Here is a 24,604-nt window from a genome sequence, read left to right as displayed (position 1 = left end):
CCCACCTCAGAACCCATATGCGGACCGCTCGGCCTGCTGCTTCGAGATGAAGCGGTTCGCGTCAGCCGCCTTCTCCTTGTCGTCTTCAACCTGCTGCGCATCTTTCTGCGAGTCGCGTTGCGCCTTCGCCGCGTTGAGTTGAAGAATGTCGGCGTTCTGGCTCGTCACGATGTCGAGGTAGTGCGTCGTGATCTCCGCCGTCGCCTGCGCGGTCGGCGACAACGACAGTTGAGACTGCAACTCTTGTCGACGCTTCGCCAGATCGTTCGTGTGCTGCATGATGTTCGATCCCATCTGGAACAGGTTGCGCACCACCTTGTCGTTCTGCTGATAGAGCGTGTTCATGTCGGCAAACCACTGCTCATTGGTCTTGCCTGACCGACTCACCAAGGTCTGCACCTGAGACACCCACTCGCGCCCCTGCTTCAGATCGCCATAAAGGTCTTGCATGGTCCCGACCAGAGTCTTGACCTTGTTGATGTCGCCGGCGATCTGGTCATACGCGGCCTTCCACGCGGCTGGATCGAGATTCTTCGCCTGCAACAGCTGGTTCGCCATCATCTGGTACTGGTAGATGATGTTGGTGTTCTGGTAAATCTCGCCACGCACCGCCTTCGCCGCCGTGATGATGTTTTGCGCGAAGTTGGCTGCGTCGAACACAGGCATGCCCGTCGCCGACGCGCGTCCGGCCACGAGAAACATGACGGCGGCTACCGCCGCGCGGAAATAGCGGATATTCATGGGGTCCCCAGTCAGTCGAGAGTCATCATTTCTTGGAGGTACTCTTCACGCCAGTGCGGCGAGCCAGATTCGTGGTGTTTGTCGAGCACCCGTTGGGCGGCGCCGTCGGCGCGCAACACGGCGAGTGCTTCTTTCGGGAATTGCGCCTGTAGCATCCGTGCGTGGTCAGGGGTCACCCACAGGTAATCGCGGTTCGGCACCGCGTCGGCAATCATGTCGATCAGGTCGTCGGTCAGGCCGAACACATCCCGATACAGGTGCTTGTTGTTGCGCGCGTCCCGGTTCGGCAGGAAGAAGAAGTTCGGGATGTTCTCCTTGAGAATCTCGAAGTTCTTCACGCGGGCAAGCTGCCCGAGCGACTGGGTTGCCATCACGAGGGTCCCGTTCAAGCCGCGGATCGTGACGGCCCACAGTTCCAGGCGAGCATAGAAGCGCTCATACTGGAAGAAGAACCCGCACTCTTCGACCTCGATGATCGTGAAGCGCTTCCCGTCCAGCCATTGCGAAATGCGGTAGAACGCGTAATCCATGAATAGCGCGGCGGCGACCGGGTACTTCTCGAACAGGTCACCCATCTCGATCGCGATATCGTCCGACAGCGAGAACGCATCCTCGACGTGATCGAAGAAGCGACCGTTCTTCTCGCCCTGCGTCCAGATCTGGAGCCGCTCACGCAGTTCCATCGGCAACAACGTGTTCAGCATCGACAGCGTCCAGAGTTCGCGGTCGTACTCGCCGCCGCCGAGCGTCGCGACAGCCTGATAGATATCGGTCTGCTGCTGCGGCGTGCAGTGGAAGTCCTCATCCTCGATCGCCATCTGCACCCATTCCGCCACATAGGTCCAGTGCCGCTTGTCCGCCAGCAGCGAAAGCGGATTGACCGGCGTGGCCGCGCCGAACCGGCCCGTCGCATCGACAAAGCGGCCGTTGGCCATCACGGTCGGAATCCGCGTCGACCGGTTCTTGTCGAACTTGATCCGGCGAGGGTTGTGGCGCCCCGACTGCGACACGAGAAAGTTCAGGAAGATGGTCTTGCCCGCGCCGATCGGGCCGACCACGAGCGTGTGCGACTTGCCGCCCGGTTGGTGCAGCGTCACGCGCTGCAGCGTGCGGTGACGCGTAGGCAGAACGGTAAGCGGCCCCGTCTGCTCGCCGGTCTGTTGGGTCAGCCACTGGTTGACCGGACTGCCTTCCTCGACCCCGCGCAACGGCGCTATGTCGGAAACGCACGGTGTTTCGACGAACTGCAGGCGCTTTTGCTGATCCCACCGTCCGGGCAACGTGGTTGCCCATGCCGCCGGGATGTTGCGGGTCTCCAGGATGACGCCAAACCCCGCATTACCGATACGGCCGACGACTTCGCGCGTATTGTCGTCGCACTCCTCGACCGTGTCCCCATAGACGACCACCGAGATGTTGGCGAACCCATACTGCGTCCCATCGGCCACCAGCTTCGCCAGTGCGTTCTCGGCCTCTTCGGCAAGGATTTCACGGCCCTTGTCGTTCTTTTCCGCCTCCTGCTTTTCATCCTTCGAGAAGAAACTCTTCAGGATCGCAAGCGGGTTGAACGCCGCGACCTTGTAGAACTTGCGCATCTTCTCGATGTAGACCCGTGCCTTGTGGGTCGACAGGAAGCGGAACATGACGCAGATGTCGAGCTCAGCGTCGACGTCAGCCAGGACATCGAGGGCGGCCTCCTGAAACCCCATCCATTCCTTCACGGACACGATCTTCGCGTACCGTTTTCCGTACGCCGACTCGAACATCAGATGTTCCGTGCCGTACGTTACGAACGTCTCGGTCAAATGGGTGTCCAGCATCGTGACCGGGTAGCGAACGCGGCGCGGCGGAACGGACGGGTTCGCGGTCTGGTGCAGGAACGCCATGGCGTTCTGCAGTTGCAGGCGCTTCATCTTGAGACGCGTCACGCCCCCCTTGAAAGCGTCGATAACCCCCTCGAACCGCTTGATGTCCGACGTGATCCGGTCCATGTCGAACGCGAAGGCGCTGCGTGCAAAGAGCACGTCACGGAGGGTTTCCCACAGAGCGACCGGCACCGACTTGCCGCCGACCGTCATGTGGTAAGCCACTTTCTCGAAGATCTTGTTGATCCCGGTCTCGGGCGTATAAGCCAGCGCCAGCGAATGGGTATTGCGGAAGAACTTGCCGCTGCCGACGTGCGCGCGGTTGATGGCATCAATGCGCTCGTCGATCCGGGACGAGAATCCGCCCTGTATGTCTCCACGGACACGCCGATGCGACAGTCGCCACCACGCCGTTACACGGTGGTCGAAGTTCTTGCACGCATGATCGAGGTTGTCTCGCGCCGCCGAAATATCAGCCTTGTTCGGCGAGTCGGCGTCGATCCCGTCGAACGTGAATAGCGTCAGCAGCGACCCATCCTTGTTCAGGACCAGCTCAGGGGTGACCATCGTCGCCCACGGCGCGATCTCCTGCACGGGGCCGCGCTTGATTTTCGAACTCAACATTGCAGATCCTGATCGAACCCGTAGGGACGCTTAAACCGAACCGAAAACTTCGTCGTGGGCAGTGGCTCGTGTACGTCCGGATAGCGGTTGTAGACGATGAGCACTTCCTTCCACCACGGATCGGTCGACGACAGCCATCGGAGCACCCAATGGATGCCAATTCCGACGAGGAGGAACGCGGGCGTCATCGCGCTGTAGCAGAGCAGCGTCGTGATCGTCCCGTTCGCGATGGCGAGTCCGCGCTCCGCCCCGCCCAGCTGGCGGGGCAGCGACAGCGAACGGCTGACCTTTTTCGGCTTACGCACAGGTGTAGTCGATGTGCATGCGGTTCTTCACGATCGGAATCGCACACGCCGCCACGCCGAGGCCGATGAAGACGGTCGCGAGAAACTTGACGATGTTGCTCTCGGAGTTCGCGATCATGATGGCCGCCATGATGATCACCACGATGCCGATACAGAACAGCACCGGCCCGCTCACATAGGCCTGGATCAGACAGATCATCGACGCCGCGTTGCCGAGATCGCTCAGATCCACTGCATGGGCCGCCGGTGTGGCAAACGCGATCGCAGCCGCGATCAACGTGGAGCGGATCTGGCCGCGACCGAACAGGTAGTGCGCCGCGCTGCGTACTTTGGCGGTCACCGGTCGAAGGAAGGCGCTGGCAGTTTTGGCGAGCGCCGAGAGAGCAAAAGCATTGAACAACTTCTTCATTGGAAACCCCGTATGGTTAGAAAACGCGCTCGAGGACGTAGTCCCCGTTTTTGAAACCCTTGATGGCGAGCACTTCCGACGCGTGGCGCAGCTCGCCCGTGCGACGCAGGTGCACGACGTAGTGAAAGCAATCCGCGATGGCCTTGCGCATGTCGGCAAGCTCCCAGCGGCTCCCCGTGGGAATACCGAGCATCGCCAGACTCTCGAGACGACTCAGCGCGCCGCGCGCATCGTTCGAGTGGATCGAGCCCATGCCACCGTCGTGGCCGGTGCTCAGTGCCTGAATAAAGTCGTAGGCTTCGCCGCCGCGAACCTCACCGACGATGATTCGGTCGGGCCGGAAGCGCAGACATAGCGCGACCAAGACCTGCGTGGTGACACCTTTGTCGGGATTCGACAGCAGCCGCACACGATTCGGCGCGGACAGCTTCAGTTCCATCGTGTCTTCGATCGTGATGACACGCTCCTCGGGTGGGATCTCCGCATTCAGCGCGTTCAGGAACGTCGTCTTGCCGGTCGACGTGCCGCCGGCAACGAGAACGTTCGCTCGCGATCGAACCAGCGCACGGAATGCTTCTCCCAGCACCTCGTCATGCGCACCCGGCGGAAAGATCGCGCGCTCAACCTCGCGGCGCGCGTGAACGAGCGAGAACGCCCCCATGCCGACGTAGTCCGACAACAACAGGTTCGATTCCCGATGCTTCCGGATCGCAAGCGCATGCCCGTCAATCGCGGTCGGCCGCATCACGGAGGCGATGCGGAGATTCTTGTGACCGCCGTTGATGATCCCCTGCGCAGTACCGGCTTTCGCGGACTTTTCGACCGACGATGCGAGCGACAGAATTGCGCCCTGCAGCTTCGCGGGATTGAAGCGCATGTCGAGCTTGTGCATCTCCCCTCGCCGCTCGATCCAGACGTTGTCGTAGTCGTTGATCATGATTTCGGCAACGTCGGGCGCTTCCAGCGGACCGGTCAGTTGGTCGAGCGACGCGAAAAACAGCTTCACCGCGTTGTCTTCGAGCGGACGGACCTTGAGCAGCTCTTCGGCAGTCATCTGCGCGCTCGGGCGAGACGCCGGCGCATCAGCCAGCGGACGTTCAACGCTCGGCTGATTCGGGGTTGGCGGATTCTGGGCAATTTCGGACATGCAGCTATTGTTCAAGCTGCGCGCGCCGCCGGCGGACCGAAAGAATGGCGAATTTCAGCAGCTTTCGTCGCACCCCAAACGCTCGCGGATTCGACGGTTCTGGCATGCGTCCGCGTCAACCGGTTGAGGGGGCTAACCGAGAAAGCTCCAGAAAAACGTATAGCTTTCTCGGGATTCCCCGCCAACGTTCCATGGTTGCCGTTTCGTACGGACGAAAAAAAACCCGGTCACGAGGACCGGGTGGGGGAGAGAAGATGGGCGCTTGACCGCGGCGCTCAACAGATGACCTCGACCATCTCACCGAACGGCGCGCGCCGCGCACGCTTGAGCGGCGTGGTCGACGCCCAAAGCACCGGATAAGCCGGCTCATCGGACGGAAACGTACCATCCATGTCGGTCAGGTAGACGAGAAACGCCGGATCGATTCCTTCCGCCAAAATGCGACGGAAGGGATCGACAAACGACGTACCCCCGCCACCTTTCAGCGGAGCCAGGGCGAGCCGCTCGCCACGCTCGAACACCTGCACTTGCGTGACGCGCGTGTCACAGTCCATGACAACCAGACGGCGAGGTCGTACGGCATCGAACATGGACTCGATCTCGGTGGCAAACTGCGCCTGCGTCGCATCCCACACCGAGCCGCTGGCGTCACGCACGAACACCGCGTCGCCTACCGCCGGCTCATTCAACGACGGCAGATACAGCCCGGCGTGAAGGTAGCGGCGATTCGGCTGCGCCCACGTGTAGTCGGTCGGTGCCGCTTCCTGCGCAAACCGGTGCAGGAGCGAGCGCCAATCGACAACCGGTGCAACGGCTTGCTCGATGCCAGCTTGCAGCGCACCGCCGAGCTTGCCAGAGGCCTGGGCGGCTTTCGCCGCCTGCAGGACCGCGACCTTCCATTCGGCTTCCTTCGCCGCCTTGTCGGGCCCCGCGTACCGGCGAACCTCGCCGCACGACGGACCGCCATCGGGTTGAACATCGGGCGCAGCGCCTGCGGACGAAAGATTCGCGCCGTTCGCGGGTTGTGGCAGACGAGAGCCGCCGGGACCGGCCGACGGCTGATTCCCGTCTGCTTTACCCGATTGCCCGTCGCCTTGCTTCCCAGCGCCCTGCTTGGCCTTCCGCCGTGCCTCGTTCAACCGCGCACCGTAGATTTCCTCGGCCGACCGTCCCTTGAAGCGCGGGTCGACGAGTCCACCAGGCGGCAACTGCAGCCCGGCATCGAGCACGATCGGATTCACGGCGTAATCGCATGCCTCGTTCCAACCCTCGTGCTCGCGGTAGCCCTGACGCCAACAATGCCCGTTCGCGACGTGCCACACCTCGTGGGCGAGCACGCCGCGAACCTGCAGGTCGTTCAGGCCGGCCGCATACACCGGGTTGTAGCCCAGCGATTCGCTGTCCGTCCAGAACGTTTTGCAGCCCGGATCCTCGACAACCTTGAGCCGAAGCGCCAACGCCCCGATGAACGGGTGGTCGAGGACAAGCGCCGTGCGCTGCTTCGCGATGCGTTCATAAAGTCGCGCGTCCATGGCGATCTCATGCGGCAAAGCGCAGCGGCGGAAGCTGGATCGCCTGATCGGTCACCTGATCCGCGATCGGCGCCGGTGCGCCTCCCATGAAGGCCGCCATCAACCCTTCGATCTCGGTCGCCTTGGCAGCGACTTGCGAACGCAGGACGTTGGATTCCTTCAGTTCCGCGCCGGTGTGTGTGGCCAGATGCGTCTTGGCCTGCTCGAGAATGTGCGCCAGCTTCGGATCGTTGCTGAAATTCAGCTTCGGCAACAGCTCGCAGAGCTCACGGACATGGTTGGCGACGTCCATGCGAACGTTACTGGATGCGTACAGACGGTTCGCCATCGTCGACACGGCCTCGTACAGCCGGCCGACCAGATCGTTGTTCGCCGTCTTGATCGACTCGAACACGTGCTGGTCGATCTCGGTACGCAGGTTCGTCAGCACGTCGTTCGGCAGATCGACGCCGAACTGGTTCGCGTCCGGGAATGGCAGCACCGACAGCTTGATGCCGAATTTGCCGGACAACTCAGCCAGCGACGGATAGTCGGCCTCGTTGTACAGACCGTTCATCTCGGCGCGCGCCTGTTCCTTCAGATCCAGGTAGTTCGTCAGGAAAACGGACACTGCGAGATCGAACTCGTCCTTCATCGCGCGCATCCGCTCGGCCACATCCATGTAAATCATGGTCGGCAGCAGGCGGACGCCCAGTTGGTCGTACTTCAGCGTCCGGCCGTAGTAGTAGGAACGGATCCGGTTGCCGATCGACACCACTTCGGCATAGCTCGGCGCGTGCTCGGGCAGCAGGCGCTTGTTGAAGCGGCCAATGCCGCGCGCGTGGTGGCTCTTCTCGACCTCCTCCGTGACCTTGCCGTCATAGCGACGGGCAACCCACGTGGAAATCGTGACGGACGACAGCATGACCTTGGACTTCAGATCGGTGATGTTCATGGAATGACTCCAGATAGAAAGTGAATGGATGAGGCGAAAAAAAGCCACGGCGCGCGAGCGGGCCGTGGCAACAGGAACTGCGATGGAAGGAAGGTGGCGATCAGTCTTCGCCGCGGATGATCTTGCCGATCTCCCCGCCTTGCGCGCGGACGAAGGCAGGATGGCTCTGCAGCTCAGGCTTGCGCACGGTCGCGTCGCGAACCAGAACTGCCGTGAATTCGCGGTGGCCGGCGTCGACGAGGCGATCCGCGTACCGCAGGACCCGCTCGAAGTTGCCTTCGCCGGCCTGGCAGGCAAGCGCCGTCGTCAGCGCATACAGCACGCTCGGCTCATCCGGAATCGGCCCGAGATCGGGGTTCATCAGGATCGCGTCGACCGACGGCAGCGTCCGGTAAATCGAGAGGAAGCTGACGAACTCGGTCGCCGCACCCTCGCCCACCGCGCCACTGACCGCATGGGTCAGCAAGTGCGCGGGAACGGACCGGAACACCTTGGCAACGAAGCCCCAGCTGCGCGGGCTCGGCGATGCCTCGATGTCTCGGCTCGTCTTAACGACCGACAGCAGATCGGGCCGGAACCGGAGAAATGCGATCAGCTCCGCCGGTACGTTGTGCGCAACCGCCCACCGCGTCCAGTCGTTGATCGTCGGCTCCAGTTCGACCACCGCGGCAAAGCGCGAGATCACCGGATCGAGAATCCCCGCGACACCGGCGTTATCGCCGCGCCGGTTGGTAGCGGCCACGAACGTCACTTGATCCGGCAGCTTGTGCTCGCCGATGCGACGGGCGAGCAGCAGTTGCATCTTTGCGGCCTGCACGGCCGGCGACGCTTGCCCAAGATCGTCCAGAAACCAAAGCAGCGGCCGGCGCGCGCTCAATGCGCGCTCGAGATCCCCGAACGGCAGAAAACGCGCACGTTCGCCGTCCGATGACGGGAACGGCAGCCCCTTCGAGTCCGTCGGGTCTTCGACCACCGGATGACTGATGAGCAGATCGTGGTCGGTCGCGGCCGCAGCAGCTTCGACGATGTCGGATTTGCCGATGCCAGGTCGGCCACTGATCAGCACCGGGAAGCGCTGCGGAATGTAGACGCTGAGCAGCTCGGTGAGTTGCGCGGGAGAGAGTTTCATGGGGGTTCCTTGAAAAGAAGGCCCCACGGGATCGCGCCCGGCAGGGACGTGACCCTGCGGGGCGATTGGAGATGCCGCGATGCGGCGTGTCGATGCGTCCGAAGACGCTGTTTGATGCTTAAGCGTGCGCGCGCGAGAGCGCGGCGGTCTGCTTTTCCGTCAACGATGACCGCGGCACGCACTTCGCGCGCGTCACGATCATCACCCCGTAGACGTCCGCGAGCACGCGGGCTTCCGGGCAAAGTACGAGCAGCTCGTCGGGGCCGACCGGCGCCGGCGAACGATTGCGCCACACGTTGATCGCGCCTTCGATCTCGGCGATCGAGACGACGTCCGGTGGTAGGCGGGTCGATACGTCAGGTTGGTTCACGGGTGACATCGAAAGTGTCGCCCCGTGAACAACGCCCTGAGGGACGTGATCCCCTGGGGCACGAAAAGGCCGCTTCGCGGCGGGTTCGATGCGTCGATGACGCGGTAAGTCAAGCCAGTGTAGGCGGCCCGGCGCCATACGCCGGCCGGAAAGGTCGGGAAAAGCAAGCGGCTTTGAATCAGCCACACCGCGAATGGACGAAAAAAACGGCGCACGAGGCGCCGGTTGTTTGAAATTGGCTGAAGCTCCAGCCCTCATGTCCCAAGCAGATCGCCTTGGGGGTCCAACATGGGGAGATGCCGCTCGCGGAGCTCGGCGTCCCGCTCACGCATTCTGCGCGTTCGCTCGTCGCCTACCCCGTTGTGCTTCTCGACGACGTAGACAAAGTACAGCGGTTTCGCGGGCCCTGGGCACAGTCGCCATTCAGCCATGATCCGCGCGCGCATCTCCAGATCGCACGCGAAATACGACGCACGCCCCTTTCGCCAAACGCTTGCGTCGTGGTCGCGCATTCGCTGCTCGCCCTTCCGGGCTCTGGCGATCCGCAGCGCCTTCTCAGCCTCGATGTCCGTTTCGGGCCGCGGCGCGAGTTGGTCTGCGAACAACGGGCACTCGCGCTCGAGCTTCCGCGCGACACGCTTGTGCCGATTAAGAAACGCTTGCTCCTTTCGAGGTGTCCAGATGCAGGCCTCGTAACGCACCGTTCGATCGAATCGCATGTTCCACTCCTCGATCAAGCCGCAAGTGGCGTCAGTCGGGAACGCGCATAGTCCAGCGTACCGTTCTTCGCGTGGAGCGTTCGCCCCTCGGTGGAACCCGGCTTTGCCAATGCGTAGCGCGTCGCCGCGCCATGGCGAAAGCTGCGGATCTCGGAATACCCGTCAGCGATAGCGCTATCGACATGCTCGACGCCCGTGATCACCGCATTATCGGGCGTGCGATACCGCGCGCGCTCCGCCTTTGCCTTGGCATCATTCGCAGCCTCTTGCGCACGCCGCTGTGCTCGGGCGGCGTCTTGCTTTGCCTCCCACTCGGTTAGTGCCGCCTCGTCGTACCCACAAAACGCGAAGATCGCGCGCCGCCGGCGGGCCGAATTCAACCCACGCAACGACAGTCCAAACTGCTCGCGCAGTACCTGCTTGCTGAGGTCGTTCCAGCCATCAGGGTGATCCACGACCGTCAGCAGGGTGCTAACGTCGCGGGCTTCGACCGCGGCCGCGAACTGGTTCGGCCATTCGAACGTCGTACGCCCTCGATCCAGCGCCGCCATAGCGGTCTGCAGGCCATACTGCCGCTGCGAGATGAGCCCTTTCCGGCGGTCGGCTTCGAGCCTGTCCAGAGACTTCTTCAGGACAGCATCCCCGATCAGCTCGCGCAACCGTTCGGCAACGGGGGAAACGGCAGCACCAAGATCCACCGGGCGCTGATACTGCGCCGGAAGGTCCAGCTTGCCCAGGAGCCCCGCAGCGAACAAACGATCGTCCACGTCGACGTAGCTGATGCCAGTCGGTGCAGACCGCAGCGTCGCGACGATGCCGGTGCCGAGTTCGCTGTCGATCGGCCGCTTTTCGTGCCGGAAGATCGCCACCGCGTGCTGCATGACATCGTATGGAAGCGAGTTGCGAAGAGCCGGCCCGTCCAGGAGAACCGGAAACCACTGCAGGTCGTACCGGAAGTGCTTGGTATCGCCGCGGTAGTCTGCGAGCACCGTGTCCGGGATCGGTTGATCCTGAAACAGCGCATGGGCGACATGCACTTCGTGCCGGCCGTTGACCCCACCCGAGAGCGAGAGCCGCGGCCCTTGCGACGTGTAGCCGAACAGCCTGTCCGCGACCTGGTCGCAAACATCGCCCAGATGAAAGCGGTGGCCAGCGGCTCGTGCTGCCTCTACCTCCGCCTCGAGCTGGTCGCCAGACAGCAGCCACGCCGGTCTCGACGCGAGCTCGAACACGAACTGGAAAATCTCCCAGCGCTTGCGCGTGATCTGCCAGGGCTGCAGCTGCTTCCCGTCTTTGCTGAACCAGCGGTCTCGAAGCTCGGTAAAGAGCGACGTGAAGATCGCGTGCGCGGTGCCCGGCTGGCGGACGGTCAAGATCCCGTTGTAGCGCAGGATCGGCAGCGCAGTACCACCACGCGTCAACGAGATTTCCATCGTTTCGTACGCGGACAGCGACGCGTCGTGAAAAAAGACGTGGAACACGTGCGCCAGGGTGTCGACCTGGATTGCTTCGTTCGGGGTATGGATCGTGTACATCAGTGGTTGTCCTTCCTGAAAGGGGCAACCACTCCATCCAGGGCGGTTGCCCCAGAGTGGGAAAAATAGAAGGTGATACGTCAGTCGATATCGAGCAGGTTCGACACCACCGCCGCGACGGCCCAGCCATGGGAACGCGTCAGTGTCTTGATGCGAATGAGCGGTTGAGTTCGCCAGTGGCCGACGCCGAGTTCTGCATCACGCCAAATAGTGTCGATATGCAGGATCCACCCTTCCACCATACCCCGCCGAATCGACACGGAACTGCGCCGCCGATTCTCATCGTCAACCGGCCACTTGGACCACGGCTTTCGACCAAAAACGGCCTCGTTCGCATACCTCGATTGGTTGGCAACGATCACCCATTCCGGCTCAAGACCAGCAGCTCGTAACGCCTGCTCCAAGTAACGAGCGACCTCTTCCACCGTCTTGCCGGCGAATTTATGCGCCTCCAGCGGCCGCGATACCGGCTGCTCCATAACTTCGAACATGGAAACCTCAAAATAAAAAGGGCCGCACCATGAGGTGCAGCCCTTAATTGGACAGAAGCCGCCGAGATCGGCGGCAGTCAGTACGATTTAGTGCGTGTGGTGACGCAGAGAACGACGTTGGTCACGCTCCGCCTTGCGACCGCGTTCGCATGCGACGATGCCGTAGCCGCAGAACATCAGCGTCAGAAGCAGTGCAACAGGACCGAAGTACATATTCATTCTCCGTTCATGGAATCCATGCCTATAACGTACGTTATCACACCAATCACGACCAGGGCAGCAACGTTCATCGCGGCCCAGATCGAGAACTCCGAGATGGCGTGGACGTAGCCGACGACACCCACGATCGACGAGACCGTGAGCGTATGGCAAAACCGCCCGAACTGCTGCCGCTGGTCCTTCGACCAGGACGCCCGGACAAGCCGCGCCCCCAATCGGGACCGCGGCGAGGCGGCCGGCGGCACCACCGACACGACTGCGAAGCTGCCGCCTGTCGAGTGAATGAGCTTGGCCTCGTACCCGTCCCATGATGCAGTGATCTCCGGCGGAGATTCGCTTTCCTGCGCGACTGCCAGGCAGGCGCGAACGCGGGACGATACATAGACCATGCCCAGCTGATCGTCATAGGACCCGCGATCGATGATCGTCGTCCCTGACGGAAACTCGATGCAAACGTCAACGAATTGCATCGCGCCTCCTATCGTCGATCACTATCGAGGCCATCTACGAGCCGCAAACCCCCAAGCAACGCCTGGTAGCCCTCGTCCGTGTCCAGCTGCGCGAGCACGACGGCGTTATCGCCGCCACCCGACAGGTCACGGTGTCCGCGCCGCGTGCGGAACGACATCGCGACACGCTGGCGCGAAGCCGAATCCGCGACCTCGAGCATCATCTTGCTGGTGCGCAGGGTGACACGGCAGCCGCGACCGGCGTTCGCCGGCTCCGCCACCACCTCATGCTCGCCCGCACGCAGCCGCAACTCGCGCGCGACGCGATGCAGCATTCGGGTCGCGTGGTGCGTCAGCGCCGGGTCGGACGCGGCGCCAGCCGCGCGCCGATCGGCGAAGAGAACCTTTGGTACCTTGAACATGTTGCCCTCGAAACAAAAAAAGCGAGGCCCCCTCTCGGAGTGCCTCGCTATGCATGGGAAAGCCGGCGATCGCCGGAATTGAAAATGGGCTCAGCGCGTGACGCGCAGCCCGGAATTGCTACTGACCAGCATCACACGGTCGCCCGTGGTGAAGCGCTGGTCGTCCGTTTGCACGACAACCAGCACTCGGCCGGCGCCGGTACGGACAACGATCTCGACGCCTGCGTGACGCTGCAGGACAGCCGATACCTTCTGCGTGATAAACCCGGCGCTCGCGCCGGCGATGGCGCCGGCGATATAGCGGCCGTTACCGCCGCCGATCGTGCGGGAGCCGAGAAAAGCGCTCACGCCTGCACTGAGCAGCGATGACAGGCCTGAGTTATCGGACCCGCTGTCGATCGTGATGGTGCGAACGCTGACGACCGTGGCCACCTCGATCGTTCCTGCATGTTGTACGTCGTAGCGCTGGTAGACGTCCGGCGAACCGAAGTCCACCGACGCGCATGCGCTCAGACAGGACAGAATCACGATGGAGATAAAGATCTTGAACATGCTGGTTGCCTCTTCAGTGAAATGGCAACCGGCCCGACAGGGCAGTTGCCCTAGCGGGAGAAATGGGTAGGCGACGTGCCTATCCGACTACATGCGTGCGTTGGACCGCACGCTCACGGGTTACAGATCGGTAGGAGCCGATCAGTGGAAGCGCCGACGATATTCGTCGAGCAACGGGGCGAGGCGCTGGTAGCGCGCATTGGCTTCGTCATCCGGGTCGTTACGACCCACCTCTGCGAAGAAGCGGGGCCGTGCACCGATCGGATCAAACGCCGGGTCGTTCATGATCGCGCGAAACTCGTCAACGTCAGCCGCTTGCGCCGCGACTTCGATCGGGAGCATCTGGAAGGCGTTACGCGTGTTCACGTCGTTGCACGAGGGGTTCCAGCCAGTCGTTCGGCCGCGTGCGGAAAGTTGGTAGGTGTTCATGAAAGGGCTCCAAGGTGAATTGAGGGAGCCTGATCCCGACGGGATGGACTCCCGAACGGGTTGAAACGAGGAACGTGCCGATTGAGTCGGTACGGTTAGGTCGATGCGCGAATGCGCGAGAAGTGGATCCAGTTTAGGGGCGTGGCCGCGCGGCGGCAGCCGAAATCGTCGGGAAAACCGCCCCGCTTTCCTCGGGACGAAAAAAAAGCGCCTGCCCGATCACTCGGGAGGCGCTGGTACCAGAAAAATGCGGCTTGCCTAGATGTATCCTGCGGCCCGGCTGAAATCGAGGTTGCCGGGCCATTCGTAGATGATGTCGACGTCGATCGCAAGACACTGGCCCCCTGCGAAATCGAATCGATCGCCCGCCTTGATCGCAGCGATTCGGTCCGCCGTCTTACCGAAGACGACGAACCCCCATCGCTCCCCTTCTGCCATGCTGAACCGTGGAAACTGAACCGCACGCTTGAAGCGTATCACCGCATGCGTCAAATCAACGTCCCGCACGGTCTCGGTACCCGAGCGTCCCATGAGTAATGCTCCTTGAACTTGGGTAGCGCCCAACGGGCTACCACCCGTTGGATGAAAAAAACGCCTCAAAATGAGGCGGCCAAGTCAATCTGTTGCAGTCGCCTTCCGGCTCTTGCGAGCCTTCGGCTTTTTCGGCGCAGGCGCGTCGTAGCCAAAGCGCGCCCACGCGGCGGGATCGATCGGTATCGGGCTTGTGCGACCCGTTTCCAGGTTCACAAAACTGCCCGAATACTTGAGCGACCCCGTCCGATACAGCGTCCAGAGCAGGTTGTAGGCCTGCACCGAGATCGCCTGATTGATGACCAGAGACTGCTTGCGCAGCGCATCGGCCATCGAGCAGGACGGTGTGTCGTCGCCCTTGTCGTTCTTGGCGTTCAGCAGTTCCGGGAACAGATCGCCCACGAGGGGCAACCGGTCGTGTCGGGCCTTGCCGAACTCCCCGAGAATGACCTGACCACGGTCGGTCTCGTTGCCGCAGTCGAGGTAGTAACGACAACTCCCCCGCTTCGCGGCCTGCACGATGGCGTGCCGCGCGCGACGTGAGTCGACGCAACCCACCACGATGTCGGCAACGATCCGCACCGACGAATCGACGCGTCGCGGCTCCGCAACCCAGTTGGTCCCCATCAGGTTGTTGAGGCGATTCACGAGCAGCAGCGCCTTGTAATGCCCGACGTCATTGGGATAGAACCCCTGCCGCCCGACATTTGTCTCGCTGACGATATCGTCGTCGTACACCGTGCATTCGATCCCGCCCGGGTGGCCGAGCTCGATCATGGCGTGATGCAGCCGTGCGAGACTGGGAAGAAACGCGCTCCCGGTCCCGCCGGCTCCGACAACCACGACGCGCCACGACCGGCGGATCATGTCGGCCGGAATACTGTGAGTGATCACCTCGCTCATCACACCACCTCCATCGACAGCGCCACCGCCCACGACTCCGGCGCGCGTTCGAACTTCTCGAAGATGCCCTTCGCGCAAAGCCGCAGCGCGACGGACGGCGTACGATCGCAATGGCCGAGCACGAGCGCCAACTTCACGTCATGCTGGTCATCCTGGTTGTCCGTGCGCGAGAAGAACGCGGGGCCCGTGCCATGGGAATGGCAATCCACCACCAGCCATTCGCCATCGGCAAGCCGCGGCCGCTCATAGACCAGATGCCCTGGCCCGTGCGACAGCGAAGGCAGCGCAACGATGCGGAAGGCACAGGTCACGCTGTGCCAGACGATCCACGCGCCGACTTCGTTTGGCAACGCCGCCCGAGCCATCGCAAGAAACTCCGCGACGAGCGTGGCCGGAATCTGCCCGCACAAGAGCGCCGTCATCTCTTCGGCCTTCCCGTACGGGACAGCCGTCGAGATTTGGTACTGCGCGATGCGACGCACCACGCGCACCCAGGGACGCAGAACTTCGAGATAGACGCCGTCCGATGCGATGAGCAGGCGCTCACCCGAACGCGTCATCGGGACAACAGCCTCCCGCGACGGAACGATCACCGACGGGAACGACTGCTGGAGAACGGTATCGAGCGGATTCATTCGCCCCTCCCGATTTGGCCGCTTACCAGCTGCTCGACCGTCCGTTTCATCGGCACCAGCGCGTTGAGCGGAAACGTCTCGCCGAACTTGCCGTCGAGCATGTCGCGCCAGAACGCGTACTCGCCGTCCTTGTACTCGATCCGTTTGCCGCCGGCGTTCGGATGCGTGAAAGCCGAGTTGAAGAATCCGGCTTCCCAGCCATCGATCGACGCCACATCGACCCGCTTCGGCACGCGTGCGCTGCCGATACAGATCGCGCCGACGTCCCACGTGTTGAAGTACGGCGGTTCGAACAACGGCGTCTCGCGAACGGGGCGAACGCTGCATGCCACCGCGAATACGCGGAAGCCTTGATTCGAGGCCTGGAACACCAGCCCAGGATGCGGCACCACGGCGCTTCGCTTACCCAGGTTCGCGCATTCGAAGAATACCCGTCGCATCGCTGGCGGACACCACCACGTAACTGCATCAGGCGAGGCCCCGAGCACCGTTGCAGGCAAAAACTCCGCCCGCGGTGCGACGTGCTCCGCGAGCTGCTGAAGCGTTTGAACAAGCACCTTCCGGTCGAGCGGCCGACCGGCGCCAATGATGGGCCGACCGCTTTGGCGGTCAGCGATGACAGCGTGGGCTGTCGCAAAGTGCGCACCGTCCTTGCCGGTATAGAGCAACAACGCTTGCGACAACGCGACATCTGAACCGGTGCGACCGGCCGAGATACCCGACATATGAAAACTCCTTTAAGTGGGATGACTCACCAGCGCAAGAAGCCGGTCAAGGTGAGTAAGAATGCGAAACGCCAGCGCCAAGTCGGCGTACTGGCGGCGAATAGCCTTCGGGGTCAACGCCAGCCGGGAGAACCCGCTGTAGGTGGTCGCATCACCGGATTGGGCTTCATTGTCGAAATGACAATCGAGAAGGTCGCCGATAAACTGGTTGTCCTCGACGATCACCGAGCAAAGCGCGTAAACCGGATTTGCGGAGTAGCTCACGTGAAAGAGATCTCGCGTTCGGCTACGGCGCATCAGCGCGCGGAGCTTGAGCACCTCGGTGCAGACGCGCCGAGACATGCCCCTGCTGCGAGCTCGAAGCCGAAGCAGCTTCGGGTCTGTCAGGGCGCGTCGCTCACGCCATTTGCCACCGCTAAACACACTCGGGTCGGCATCGTCGGGGCACAGCTGTGGCCGAACAACCGACGGCAGATACGCAGAACGGGTTGCGGTGTCGTCCTCGAAGCGTTCCTTCAGCACTTCGTCGGCATCCTCGTCCGATATGTTCGGATCGCCGTCCCAGTACCAGCACGAAAACTCGTACATGAACCAGTCTGGCAGCCGGATGAACATCGTCCGAGCCGATGCGCGGTACAACGCGGTCATCACCGTCCGGAAGAGCAACGGGTGGACGGACCGAAGCGTCTCGATCGCTCCTTCAAGCGAGTACACCCACTCATCCTCAAGACCGAACCCGAAGAATAGCGGCGTAGGGTCGTCATCGTTGTTCCCGTTACCGAGGCCATCGAGAACATCACGAACCGCATGCGCGTCAAACAGACGCGGCGTAAATCGGAGCCGGGAAAGAGGCCCATACTGGCGTTGCGTCCACGCATGAAACGCCTGCTGGAACGCGTCGCCGGCGTCGGCCGGATCATGAACGTCACCTGCGCGTAACGGCCCGTACTGGAAATGCTTCAAGACCAGATCCGACAGGTACACGTCGTCGCGCCACTTCAACCGCACCGCCCCCGGCACCTCCGTCGAGAACGACGGAAGCGTCAGAAGATCAGCGGCAGGTCGACGTCGGGCAGCGGCAGCGCGTGGCGGTTGCCAGGTCGCGGCCGAGCCTGCTGCGATGCTTGAATCAGGGAGTGCAGGATCGAAGAACATTTCCGCATTTCCTCGTCATATAAAAAAACCGGCCCTTCGGCCGGTTCCTGTTGGTTGAAGCCACCATCCGGATCGGACAGGGCCTTGAGCAGAGCGTCCTTACGCATGGGCGCCTTTGGCGCCCGCCGCGCGAACGAACGTGTAGGACATGACCTCACCCTTGATTTGCGGGCCGTCGACGGCGGCCGTCGTCAGTTCCGGATACTGGGCGGTGTAGAGATCCCGCACCTGATCCGGCGAGAACGCCGCGCCGGGATCCATCAAGGCCATGCCGTTGTAGAGGAATTCACGAACAACCGCTGCGATGCTGATCGACATGACATATCTCCTAAATGAGCAAGGACGCGAGATCGGTGCCGGCCGGCTTCGACTCGGCATCGGAGGCCTGCGGCGCGGACGGTGTCGGCTGAGTGCCGTCGTCGTTGTCGTCGTCCTCGTCTTGCGTGCCGCTTGCTGCGCCGGCCGTCGGTACCTTCGAACCCTTGGTCAGGGCCTTCCGCGCCTTCGTCACCTGCGTCGCCTTCTGCTCGTCCAGGATCGCGTTCGTTGCCGCCACCTGCTCCTCGAGCGACTTGTGCGCCGTCGAGTAGGAGGTGACTGCCGCGGCGAATCCTTCGTCCAACTCCGCAGCCGTCGCCTTCAGAATGAGCGGTTGACGCAGCGTGGCGTCCTTCCCGCCTTGCGGCGTCAGGAACACCACTACGTTGTCGCCGTCCATTGCGAGCGACAGCGTCAACTTCTCAGCCGAACGAATCAGCGGTTCGAGTGCCTGAAACATGAAAATCTCCGGAAGATGAAAAAGCGCCGCACGATGGCGGCGCAAATGAACGACGGGAACGGCGCACGGCCGCCCCGCATGTCAGAACTTGAGAACTTTCGGGATCTTGCCGACGTAATCGAAACCGCTGACGTTGAGCAGCGCCTCGATTACTTCTGACTTCGACTTTGAGAACACCTTCTTGAAGTCGTCGCCCATCGCGATGCGCAGCCCGATTTCGTCAGCCACGACCATCATCTCGGCCTTGGTCAACAGTTCGAGGAAGGTCTTGTCGAGCTTCCAGTGCTTCGCCAGATCCAGCTTGTGTTGCTTGCAAAGCTGCGTCAGGTACGACACGTCGAGCCCTTCGATCGCGGAAAGCAGCATGCCGGTCACGAGATCCGCCTGTTGCTGCTCGCTCGTCGCTCGCACCAGATCGATCGCCTTCGCGAGATCGCCAGACGGCACCTTCTCCTCGGTCATCTTCTCGAACACGAGCCGGAAGGTGTCATCCTTGATCTGCCGAGCGTATCCGGCCAGGACGATCGCGATCAGGTACTGACGTGCGAGCATGCCGTTGGTCCCGATATCGCGGCGAAGTGCCTTGCGCCAGACCGCGACACGGTATTGCTTCACCTTGTCGGATTCCGCGACGACCGTGACGGCTGCCGGCTCGGACTTCGAGCCGCTTGCCTTTGCGGCGCCCTTCTCGGGCGCGGCTCCCGCTTTCGCGGTTGCCGCTGACTCTTTCGCCGCCTTCGCCGCTTGAATCCGTGCCGCAACCTTGTTCATGTTGCACACGGTATCGAAGCATTGACCGCGGAATACCTTGCCGATCGAATCAGGCAACGCACTCACCGCGGCGCCATAGTTCTGGCACGAGTGACAGGCCTTCGCCTGGTCTTCGCCCACACCGTTGGGACCGTCGACCGCAATTTGCACGCGCGTGTGGTTATCACCGGGGCGCACGATCCGAACGAGCGGAAACTCGTCGCGCAGGCCGTCGGCCGTCGCTTCGAGTTGCTTCTCGGTCTTCTCGTTGTAGCAGGTGCGGTTGGTACAGTTCCCGGTCGCGATCGATTCGCCGAACATCTCACCCTGCGTAGCCGAGTTGTGCTGGCAGGCTGCGCAGTCGGTCTTGTCGAAGATTGCGGCGCTCAGTGAGCATGCCGCGCTTTCCACAAGCTTCCGGACATCCGCGACAGACTTCTTCTCTGCAACGATCACGGGGAGCACACGGTCCTGATTTTCCTTGGACAACGCTGCAAGCAGCTCGGCGTGCCCCAGAGAGATCTGTCGCGTGTTCAGCGCATTGAGGACCTCGCTGCTGCAATTGAGCAGGGCCAGGCGACTGCTAAGGGTGGCAACGCTCCAGCCAAGCCGCTTGGCCGCCTCCTCCCGATCGCCCTTACACCGTCCGAGCAGCCTGGCAGCGTCAACGGCTTCTTCGCCCGGGGAGAGGTTCGCGCGCTGGATGTTCTCGATGAGAGCGATTTCTTCCGCTTCGGCGTCGTCCACGACCTTCACCGTGACCGGCATGTCGTAATCTTCGCCACGCGTTTCCATTGCGGCTTTGTAGCGACGCCCGCCGGCGATCAGCTCGAAGTACTCATCGTCGAGCGGCCGAATGATGACAGGGGTGTCGACGCCGCGTTCACGGACGGACGCCCTCATCTCCTCCATCTCAGCGTCGTCGAAGTAGACTCGGGGGTTTCGGCCGAGTTTGATCCGACCCAGCTTAACGGTGGGTTGCTGCAGGTGTGCGTGTTGCATGTCAGGTTCTCCGATGTGGGAACCTGCCCCCGCTCGGGAGTGGTTCCCGATGGGGTTTAAAAGGAATGCCAGCGATGCTGGCTGAGTCGATGCGTCAGAGACGCGATGGATGGGACAACGATACCGCTCGAATAACGGGCGAGTGCCAGGAAAGCGCTAAATTTCAGCCTAGCTTTCAACAAAAAGCCCGATCACGAAGATCGGGCTGGGTTCAAGAGATAGTTGCTAAAACAAGGTCATCTGGTCGATTGCCGCAAAGATTGCGGCGGGACTGGTCTGCACGACTGCGTCCTCGAACAGGTCGGAGATTGACGTCGGTTCGGTCATGGGTTGCGCGATCACTTCCGGCTCCGCGACGGCAACATCGACGTCGTCACCAACCCGTTGCCGCGACGCTGCGGACTCGAGTGCCTCAATATCCGCCGCCTCAGGCTCGAGCACGTCTTCGGCCGGCGGGGTGTCCGCCGTCGGCACCTCGATAGCCAGCGCCGCCTTGGCGAGCTCGCACTCGCGTCGACGAAGCTTCCAGCGCCAACCACCCATGATGTGAGCCGGCGTGTACCAAACGCCCCATACCTCGCCGGTGAGCGTGTTGCCGTGCACGACGATCGCGGGGATATTCAGCAACGACAGCTGCAGATAGGTCATGTGTACGCAGACGGGGTCGATGTCGATGCAGGTCGCATGCATCGTCTGCTGATAGTTGTGACCAGCGGCCGCGAGCGACTCGGCCGTCGCGATGACCATTCCGCCGGCACCGCACGCCGGTTCCCGCATCCGCAGGAATCCATGCTGCTGAATGTGCGGCTGGCCGTCGCCGGTTGTCAGCATCGCCATCAGGCGCGACACGTGGTACGGGGTGAAGAACTGCCCGGCTCGGGCATTCCCCAGGTCCAGCATCATGTAGGTTTCGCCAAGAACGTCGGTCATACCGTCAAAGATGGGTACCGCGTACGCCCCGGCCTTCTCCCACACCTGCATCCGATGCTCGAAGGACAGCGTCAGTGCGCCAAGCATGCGGGGAAACCGCTCGACGTCTTCGCGCTCGTACTTCCCAACGATTTCCAGGTAACGCTTCTCGCGCGCCTCGAACTGCGTACGATCGACGCTGTTGCTGATCGACAGCGCGGCCAACTCGACGAAGTCGGCAAACACAGTGTGCGTGTGCTGGCCGTACGAGAAAGCCTTCATCATTTGCACAAACTCGCGTTGATACGGATCCGCGGTCTGGTCGTGCTTGCGTTCTGCGCTCTTGCGGCTCATGCAAGCACCTCGCAGGCGCCGATATGCAGATGGGACATGATGCTCTCCAGGATGAACGGGAGAGCACGCCCGACGGGAGTGGTCCCGTCTGGGTGATATGGGAGGCCGCCGGCGGCGGACTCTGGTCGATGCGTCGATGACGCGGTAGGTGGAAAGATCGTATCGCGTGGTCGCCCATCACTGGCCGGGCAATGGGCGGGATATCGCACGAGCTTTTGCCAGCCGCGCGTGGGGCAGCGCGAGCAAGATACTCACAATTTCCCTGAACAACGTTGTGGAAAAGTCCCGCAAGACCGCACCGGGCGTGACGGAGAGCCTCGTGCACATTTTTTAGGCAAGACGCCATCCAGCTCAACCGGTTGAGGGGGCAAACCCAGAAAGCTCGAAAAAAACGTATAGCTTTTCCAGCTTCGACGACCGGTTGACGGATGCTATGACGGTAGCGAGAAAGCTCACCGAATTGACACGGCTTTCCGACTGAGCACGTGGTGGCCACTGGCCACAATCGAACTGGCGGCCCGTTGCCCCAGCGCTTCGTTCTCAGGAGAAACCATGTTCCATTCGATGTCCCATCCCCGCAAACTCGGAAGTATCGCGTTCGTCGCCAGTGTGACGAGTGTCGTGTGGTGCCTATTAGCCCTTTGGGGCGGACAGGCCTACCTCTACGCCGGCGTCATTCTCGCGGCTACTTTCGCGCTCGTGCTCGACTTCATCCGCCGAAAAAAAATCGAAAGGATCGAGCGTGAGCTCGAATCAGCCAACGCGACGTCGGTTCGCCGGATCTTCGTGAACGAGATTCAGGTCGGCACGCTCCCGGCACGCGAAGTCGCGGAGTTGAAGCTGCGCGTCGCACTCGACCCGGCCGTGTATGTATCGCAATTCCTGGCGGTCGGAAAAACCTTGCTGCACGGCGCTGTGGTCACTGCGATCGTCGTGCCGCTTGCCATCTTCTGGCGGGTCGTCCTCAATGTGTGGATTGACCCGCACCACGCGGCCCAGACCGTTTCGATCCTTAGCAGCACGGTTCAATCGCTCGCCAATCACGGCGCGTTGCAAGAGATGTTCGAACTGTTCGCGCAAGCCACGCAGCGATGCGTCGTAGCAATCTGGATGCTGGCAACAGCCGTACTGACAATTTTCTGGCCGGCCAAATTCATCCCGAACACCTTCCGCAACCGCTTGCACCGCCTGCTCAGACAGCGCGTGAACTGCGCGGTCGACGGCGCGACGCAGGTGCGCAACCACTAGACAGGCAAAGCCCCCGCCTTCCTAAGCCCGGCTGGTCCTCACGCCAGCCTGCTTGCCTTTCGGGGACATCCAATCCGAGCCCAAAACCATCATGCAACGCCTTGTTCCAATCACGATCATCGTCATGCTAATCGTCGACCTTCTGATGGTCGTCACGCGGCTCAGCCCCCACACCAGGATGATCTGCGCATGCGCGTTGGCAGGATTGTTCGCCTGCGGGTGGGCGATCGGAGAAATTCTTCGCCTCATTGGACATTGGCGCGACCAACGCGACGCCAACGAGCAAATGCTGATGGAACAGCGTTTCCCTTTTTGCCACGTCACACGCCTGTCGAGCGGCCACTGGTTTCTGACCGAGAAGGCGACCTGACGCGAATACCACCCGTCCGAGCCGGCCACGCACAATGCGTGATGACCGATTGAACTGGAGCTGAACATGAGCAATGTTTCCTTCGCCGGTGTGACCGTGCCACTCGAGGATGTGCAGGAACAGCCCGCGAGTTTCGTTCGTCGCCTCGAGCAAGCCAAGATCAATCCTGGGCACGCGCACTGTCTTTGCCAAGGCACCGGCTCGCCCCTCCGACTTCAGATCCGACGGTATGGCAATTTGCTGCATCTCGCCGGCTGGCCGGAGGAAGGCCCGTTGCACGATCGATCGTCGTGCCCGTTTCACAAAGATCCGACCGCCGGCGGAGCTGACGGCGGCCAAACTCTGCCCGGTATCGTCGCCACACCGACGGGACTGCGTGCGAAGCTTGACGTCGCATTGATACAGCGCGAGGTCAGCTCGGGATCGAAAGCGGCGAGAAGCGGCAGCACGCCCGGCACCTCGCGACGCGCCGCGCCCCTCCTCGGCTTCCTGCAGACGCTATGGCAAGTCGCTGGACTAAATCGTTGGTCCGGTACCGAGCGCGCACGCAACTGGGGCGTGTGCAATGCGCGCATCCTCGCCGGACTGTGAGACGCGGTTGTGAACGGCGAACCTGCCGATCAGGTGCTCCACGTGATGCGCCGTTTTCAAGAGGCGGACCGCGACGCGATCAATGCTGAGTTCGACGCCTTCCTCTCACGCGTGGGTCACAGGGACGGCGCGAACCATCGCGGCATCGTCGTCGGAGAAATGGCGGAGATCGGCACGACACCATACGGACGCTCGATTACGTTGCGCCAGAGCGCGAAACGCTATTACGTCAGCAGCGAGCTGGTCGCCTTCGCACAGAACCGATTTACGCACGCGTGGCGCGCCCTGGGCGACCGCAACGCAAGAGTCGTCACGATCCTTGCCATCGAGCGAACGCCGAAGGGCCACCACGTGGTGCTGGACTTTGCCGCGATGCTCTGCTCGTCGACCTACATCGCCTGCGACTCCATCCACGAGGTGGCGATGGCGAATCGCCTGGTCGCGGAACACCGCGCCTTCAACAAACCCATCCGGCTGGAAGATGGCGCCGCGATGCTGCCCGACTTCGTGCTCACGGACACCCCGACGCCGACCCACCTTGAAGTCTACGGCATGAACGGACAGCCGGACTACGAAGCGCGGAAGGCAGTCAAGCGCGCGCGGCGACTGCGCGATGGGATCCCGGCCGTCGAATGGAGCGTCGAGGACCCGCTCTCGTCGGTAACACTCCCGCCGACCGCGCAACGCCGCCCAGCCGCCTGAGCACGGCCCCTCCGAAAAAAAAGGTTCTTCGTGGATTTCCGTGGACGTCGCTTGCCGAGCCAAGAGCGACAGTCGCCCT

Annotated in this window: 28 protein-coding genes and 1 pseudogene; 3 read left to right on the top strand and 26 right to left on the bottom strand. The window is 62.2% G+C overall.

Annotated features, from left to right (window positions below; all coding sequences use genetic code 11):
- Positions 1–6: 6 nt before the first annotated feature.
- From DIE23_RS30235 to DIE23_RS30115, 26 genes are all read right to left on the bottom strand, one after another.
- Positions 7–741: a type VI secretion protein gene (locus tag DIE23_RS30235; RefSeq protein WP_124615466.1), complete on the bottom strand. Its 735-nt coding sequence runs from the start codon at positions 739–741 to the stop codon at positions 7–9.
- Positions 742–752: 11 nt separating this feature from the next.
- Entirely contained in the window at positions 753–3,230 is a 2,478-nt protein-coding gene (locus DIE23_RS30230; RefSeq protein WP_124615465.1) for a VirB4 family type IV secretion system protein, read from the bottom strand.
- A complete protein-coding gene (locus DIE23_RS30225) occupies positions 3,224–3,535 on the bottom strand; it encodes a VirB3 family type IV secretion system protein (RefSeq protein ID WP_124615464.1) in 312 nt (103 codons plus the stop codon). Before DIE23_RS30225 ends, DIE23_RS30230 begins: the two co-directional genes overlap by 7 nt.
- Positions 3,528–3,944 carry a TrbC/VirB2 family protein gene (locus DIE23_RS30220; protein WP_185646564.1) on the bottom strand — a complete coding sequence of 139 codons (417 nt, stop codon included), beginning with the start codon at positions 3,942–3,944 and terminating at the stop codon, positions 3,528–3,530. Before DIE23_RS30220 ends, DIE23_RS30225 begins: the two co-directional genes overlap by 8 nt.
- 16 nt (positions 3,945–3,960) lie before the next feature.
- On the bottom strand, positions 3,961–4,998 hold the full coding sequence (locus DIE23_RS30215) for a CpaF family protein (protein ID WP_124615489.1): 1,038 nt from the start codon (positions 4,996–4,998) through the stop codon (positions 3,961–3,963).
- A gap of 368 nt (positions 4,999–5,366) precedes the next feature.
- A complete protein-coding gene (locus tag DIE23_RS30210; protein ID WP_124615463.1) occupies positions 5,367–6,623 on the bottom strand; it encodes a DUF2201 family putative metallopeptidase in 1,257 nt (418 codons plus the stop codon).
- A 7-nt stretch (positions 6,624–6,630) separates the two neighbouring features.
- Positions 6,631–7,557 carry a hypothetical protein gene (locus tag DIE23_RS30205; RefSeq protein WP_124615462.1) on the bottom strand — a complete coding sequence of 309 codons (927 nt, stop codon included), beginning with the start codon at positions 7,555–7,557 and terminating at the stop codon, positions 6,631–6,633.
- Positions 7,558–7,657: 100 nt separating this feature from the next.
- On the bottom strand, positions 7,658–8,686 hold the full coding sequence (locus DIE23_RS30200; protein WP_124615461.1) for an ATP-binding protein: 1,029 nt from the start codon (positions 8,684–8,686) through the stop codon (positions 7,658–7,660).
- 118 nt (positions 8,687–8,804) lie between these two features.
- Positions 8,805–9,056: a DUF3717 domain-containing protein gene (locus DIE23_RS30195; RefSeq protein ID WP_124615460.1), complete on the bottom strand. Its 252-nt coding sequence runs from the start codon at positions 9,054–9,056 to the stop codon at positions 8,805–8,807.
- A 254-nt stretch (positions 9,057–9,310) separates the two neighbouring features.
- Positions 9,311–9,775: a hypothetical protein gene (locus DIE23_RS30190; protein ID WP_124615459.1), complete on the bottom strand. Its 465-nt coding sequence runs from the start codon at positions 9,773–9,775 to the stop codon at positions 9,311–9,313.
- Positions 9,776–9,789: 14 nt separating this feature from the next.
- A complete protein-coding gene (locus DIE23_RS30185) occupies positions 9,790–11,310 on the bottom strand; it encodes a hypothetical protein (protein WP_124615458.1) in 1,521 nt (506 codons plus the stop codon).
- A gap of 80 nt (positions 11,311–11,390) precedes the next feature.
- Positions 11,391–11,801 (bottom strand): hypothetical protein, encoded by a 411-nt coding sequence (locus DIE23_RS30180; protein ID WP_124615457.1) that lies wholly within the window; start codon positions 11,799–11,801, stop codon positions 11,391–11,393.
- Positions 11,802–12,016: 215 nt separating this feature from the next.
- Entirely contained in the window at positions 12,017–12,490 is a 474-nt protein-coding gene (locus DIE23_RS30175) for a hypothetical protein (protein WP_124615456.1), read from the bottom strand.
- 8 nt (positions 12,491–12,498) lie between these two features.
- Positions 12,499–12,891, bottom strand: coding sequence for a hypothetical protein (locus DIE23_RS30170; RefSeq protein ID WP_124615455.1), 393 nt, complete (start codon positions 12,889–12,891; stop codon positions 12,499–12,501).
- A 90-nt stretch (positions 12,892–12,981) separates the two neighbouring features.
- Positions 12,982–13,443 carry a hypothetical protein gene (locus DIE23_RS30165; protein WP_124615454.1) on the bottom strand — a complete coding sequence of 154 codons (462 nt, stop codon included), beginning with the start codon at positions 13,441–13,443 and terminating at the stop codon, positions 12,982–12,984.
- 141 nt (positions 13,444–13,584) lie between these two features.
- Entirely contained in the window at positions 13,585–13,872 is a 288-nt protein-coding gene (locus DIE23_RS30160) for a hypothetical protein (RefSeq protein ID WP_124615453.1), read from the bottom strand.
- Positions 13,873–14,130: 258 nt separating this feature from the next.
- Entirely contained in the window at positions 14,131–14,403 is a 273-nt protein-coding gene (locus DIE23_RS30155; protein ID WP_124615452.1) for a hypothetical protein, read from the bottom strand.
- A gap of 84 nt (positions 14,404–14,487) precedes the next feature.
- Positions 14,488–15,306 (bottom strand): PRTRC system ThiF family protein, encoded by an 819-nt coding sequence (locus DIE23_RS30150; RefSeq protein ID WP_124615451.1) that lies wholly within the window; start codon positions 15,304–15,306, stop codon positions 14,488–14,490.
- Complete coding sequence (locus tag DIE23_RS30145; protein ID WP_124615450.1) at positions 15,306–15,941, bottom strand: PRTRC system protein A; 636 nt, start codon at positions 15,939–15,941, stop codon at positions 15,306–15,308. Before DIE23_RS30145 ends, DIE23_RS30150 begins: the two co-directional genes overlap by 1 nt.
- A complete protein-coding gene (locus DIE23_RS30140) occupies positions 15,938–16,666 on the bottom strand; it encodes a PRTRC system protein B (RefSeq protein ID WP_124615449.1) in 729 nt (242 codons plus the stop codon). Before DIE23_RS30140 ends, DIE23_RS30145 begins: the two co-directional genes overlap by 4 nt.
- Positions 16,667–16,678: 12 nt before the next feature.
- Positions 16,679–17,788, bottom strand: coding sequence for a PRTRC system protein F (locus tag DIE23_RS30135; protein ID WP_260436212.1), 1,110 nt, complete (start codon positions 17,786–17,788; stop codon positions 16,679–16,681).
- Entirely contained in the window at positions 17,710–17,928 is a 219-nt protein-coding gene (locus tag DIE23_RS40445) for a hypothetical protein (protein WP_260436208.1), read from the bottom strand. The genes DIE23_RS30135 and DIE23_RS40445 overlap by 79 nt, the downstream gene beginning before the upstream one ends.
- On the bottom strand, positions 17,921–18,139 hold the full coding sequence (locus DIE23_RS30130; protein WP_012367187.1) for a PRTRC system protein C: 219 nt from the start codon (positions 18,137–18,139) through the stop codon (positions 17,921–17,923). Before DIE23_RS30130 ends, DIE23_RS40445 begins: the two co-directional genes overlap by 8 nt.
- Before the next feature lie 10 nt (positions 18,140–18,149).
- Positions 18,150–18,599: a PRTRC system protein E gene (locus DIE23_RS30125; RefSeq protein WP_124615447.1), complete on the bottom strand. Its 450-nt coding sequence runs from the start codon at positions 18,597–18,599 to the stop codon at positions 18,150–18,152.
- An 81-nt stretch (positions 18,600–18,680) separates the two neighbouring features.
- Positions 18,681–20,351, bottom strand: a complete 1,671-nt coding sequence (locus DIE23_RS30120; protein WP_124615446.1) for a PRTRC system ParB family protein — start codon at positions 20,349–20,351, stop codon at positions 18,681–18,683.
- 225 nt (positions 20,352–20,576) lie between these two features.
- Complete coding sequence (locus DIE23_RS30115) at positions 20,577–21,614, bottom strand: N-6 DNA methylase (protein WP_124615445.1); 1,038 nt, start codon at positions 21,612–21,614, stop codon at positions 20,577–20,579.
- 552 nt (positions 21,615–22,166) lie between these two features.
- Here DIE23_RS30115 and DIE23_RS30110 point away from each other — a divergent pair.
- From DIE23_RS30110 to DIE23_RS30100, 3 genes and pseudogenes are all read left to right on the top strand, one after another.
- Complete coding sequence (locus DIE23_RS30110) at positions 22,167–22,862, top strand: hypothetical protein (RefSeq protein WP_124615444.1); 696 nt, start codon at positions 22,167–22,169, stop codon at positions 22,860–22,862.
- Between the two features lie 91 nt (positions 22,863–22,953).
- Positions 22,954–23,232 (top strand): hypothetical protein, encoded by a 279-nt coding sequence (locus tag DIE23_RS30105; RefSeq protein WP_124615443.1) that lies wholly within the window; start codon positions 22,954–22,956, stop codon positions 23,230–23,232.
- A 66-nt stretch (positions 23,233–23,298) separates the two neighbouring features.
- A pseudogene (locus DIE23_RS30100) lies at positions 23,299–24,525 on the top strand (DUF1173 family protein).
- Positions 24,526–24,604 lie beyond the last annotated feature (79 nt).

This window comes from Burkholderia sp. Bp9143, assembly GCF_003853645.1.
Lineage (GTDB): Bacteria > Pseudomonadota > Gammaproteobacteria > Burkholderiales > Burkholderiaceae > Burkholderia.
Note: the sequence above shows the minus strand (reverse complement) of the source record. Positions and strands in the feature narration are given on the sequence as shown.

Coding starts and splice junctions, on each gene's coding strand:
- DIE23_RS30235 (WP_124615466.1), bottom strand. CDS start 741: ATGAATATCCGCTATTTCCGCGCGGCGGTAGCCGCCGTCATGTTTCTC.
- DIE23_RS30230 (WP_124615465.1), bottom strand. CDS start 3,230: ATGTTGAGTTCGAAAATCAAGCGCGGCCCCGTGCAGGAGATCGCGCCG.
- DIE23_RS30220 (WP_185646564.1), bottom strand. CDS start 3,944: ATGAAGAAGTTGTTCAATGCTTTTGCTCTCTCGGCGCTCGCCAAAACT.
- DIE23_RS30215 (WP_124615489.1), bottom strand. CDS start 4,998: ATGACTGCCGAAGAGCTGCTCAAGGTCCGTCCGCTCGAAGACAACGCG.
- DIE23_RS30210 (WP_124615463.1), bottom strand. CDS start 6,623: ATGGACGCGCGACTTTATGAACGCATCGCGAAGCAGCGCACGGCGCTT.
- DIE23_RS30205 (WP_124615462.1), bottom strand. CDS start 7,557: ATGAACATCACCGATCTGAAGTCCAAGGTCATGCTGTCGTCCGTCACG.
- DIE23_RS30200 (WP_124615461.1), bottom strand. CDS start 8,686: ATGAAACTCTCTCCCGCGCAACTCACCGAGCTGCTCAGCGTCTACATT.
- DIE23_RS30190 (WP_124615459.1), bottom strand. CDS start 9,775: ATGCGATTCGATCGAACGGTGCGTTACGAGGCCTGCATCTGGACACCT.
- DIE23_RS30185 (WP_124615458.1), bottom strand. CDS start 11,310: ATGTACACGATCCATACCCCGAACGAAGCAATCCAGGTCGACACCCTG.
- DIE23_RS30180 (WP_124615457.1), bottom strand. CDS start 11,801: ATGTTCGAAGTTATGGAGCAGCCGGTATCGCGGCCGCTGGAGGCGCAT.
- DIE23_RS30175 (WP_124615456.1), bottom strand. CDS start 12,490: ATGCAATTCGTTGACGTTTGCATCGAGTTTCCGTCAGGGACGACGATC.
- DIE23_RS30170 (WP_124615455.1), bottom strand. CDS start 12,891: ATGTTCAAGGTACCAAAGGTTCTCTTCGCCGATCGGCGCGCGGCTGGC.
- DIE23_RS30165 (WP_124615454.1), bottom strand. CDS start 13,443: ATGTTCAAGATCTTTATCTCCATCGTGATTCTGTCCTGTCTGAGCGCA.
- DIE23_RS30160 (WP_124615453.1), bottom strand. CDS start 13,872: ATGAACACCTACCAACTTTCCGCACGCGGCCGAACGACTGGCTGGAAC.
- DIE23_RS30155 (WP_124615452.1), bottom strand. CDS start 14,403: ATGGGACGCTCGGGTACCGAGACCGTGCGGGACGTTGATTTGACGCAT.
- DIE23_RS30150 (WP_124615451.1), bottom strand. CDS start 15,306: ATGAGCGAGGTGATCACTCACAGTATTCCGGCCGACATGATCCGCCGG.
- DIE23_RS30145 (WP_124615450.1), bottom strand. CDS start 15,941: ATGAATCCGCTCGATACCGTTCTCCAGCAGTCGTTCCCGTCGGTGATC.
- DIE23_RS30140 (WP_124615449.1), bottom strand. CDS start 16,666: ATGTCGGGTATCTCGGCCGGTCGCACCGGTTCAGATGTCGCGTTGTCG.
- DIE23_RS40445 (WP_260436208.1), bottom strand. CDS start 17,928: ATGCGTAAGGACGCTCTGCTCAAGGCCCTGTCCGATCCGGATGGTGGC.
- DIE23_RS30130 (WP_012367187.1), bottom strand. CDS start 18,139: ATGTCGATCAGCATCGCAGCGGTTGTTCGTGAATTCCTCTACAACGGC.
- DIE23_RS30125 (WP_124615447.1), bottom strand. CDS start 18,599: ATGTTTCAGGCACTCGAACCGCTGATTCGTTCGGCTGAGAAGTTGACG.
- DIE23_RS30120 (WP_124615446.1), bottom strand. CDS start 20,351: ATGCAACACGCACACCTGCAGCAACCCACCGTTAAGCTGGGTCGGATC.
- DIE23_RS30115 (WP_124615445.1), bottom strand. CDS start 21,614: ATGAGCCGCAAGAGCGCAGAACGCAAGCACGACCAGACCGCGGATCCG.
- DIE23_RS30110 (WP_124615444.1), top strand. CDS start 22,167: ATGTTCCATTCGATGTCCCATCCCCGCAAACTCGGAAGTATCGCGTTC.
- DIE23_RS30105 (WP_124615443.1), top strand. CDS start 22,954: ATGCAACGCCTTGTTCCAATCACGATCATCGTCATGCTAATCGTCGAC.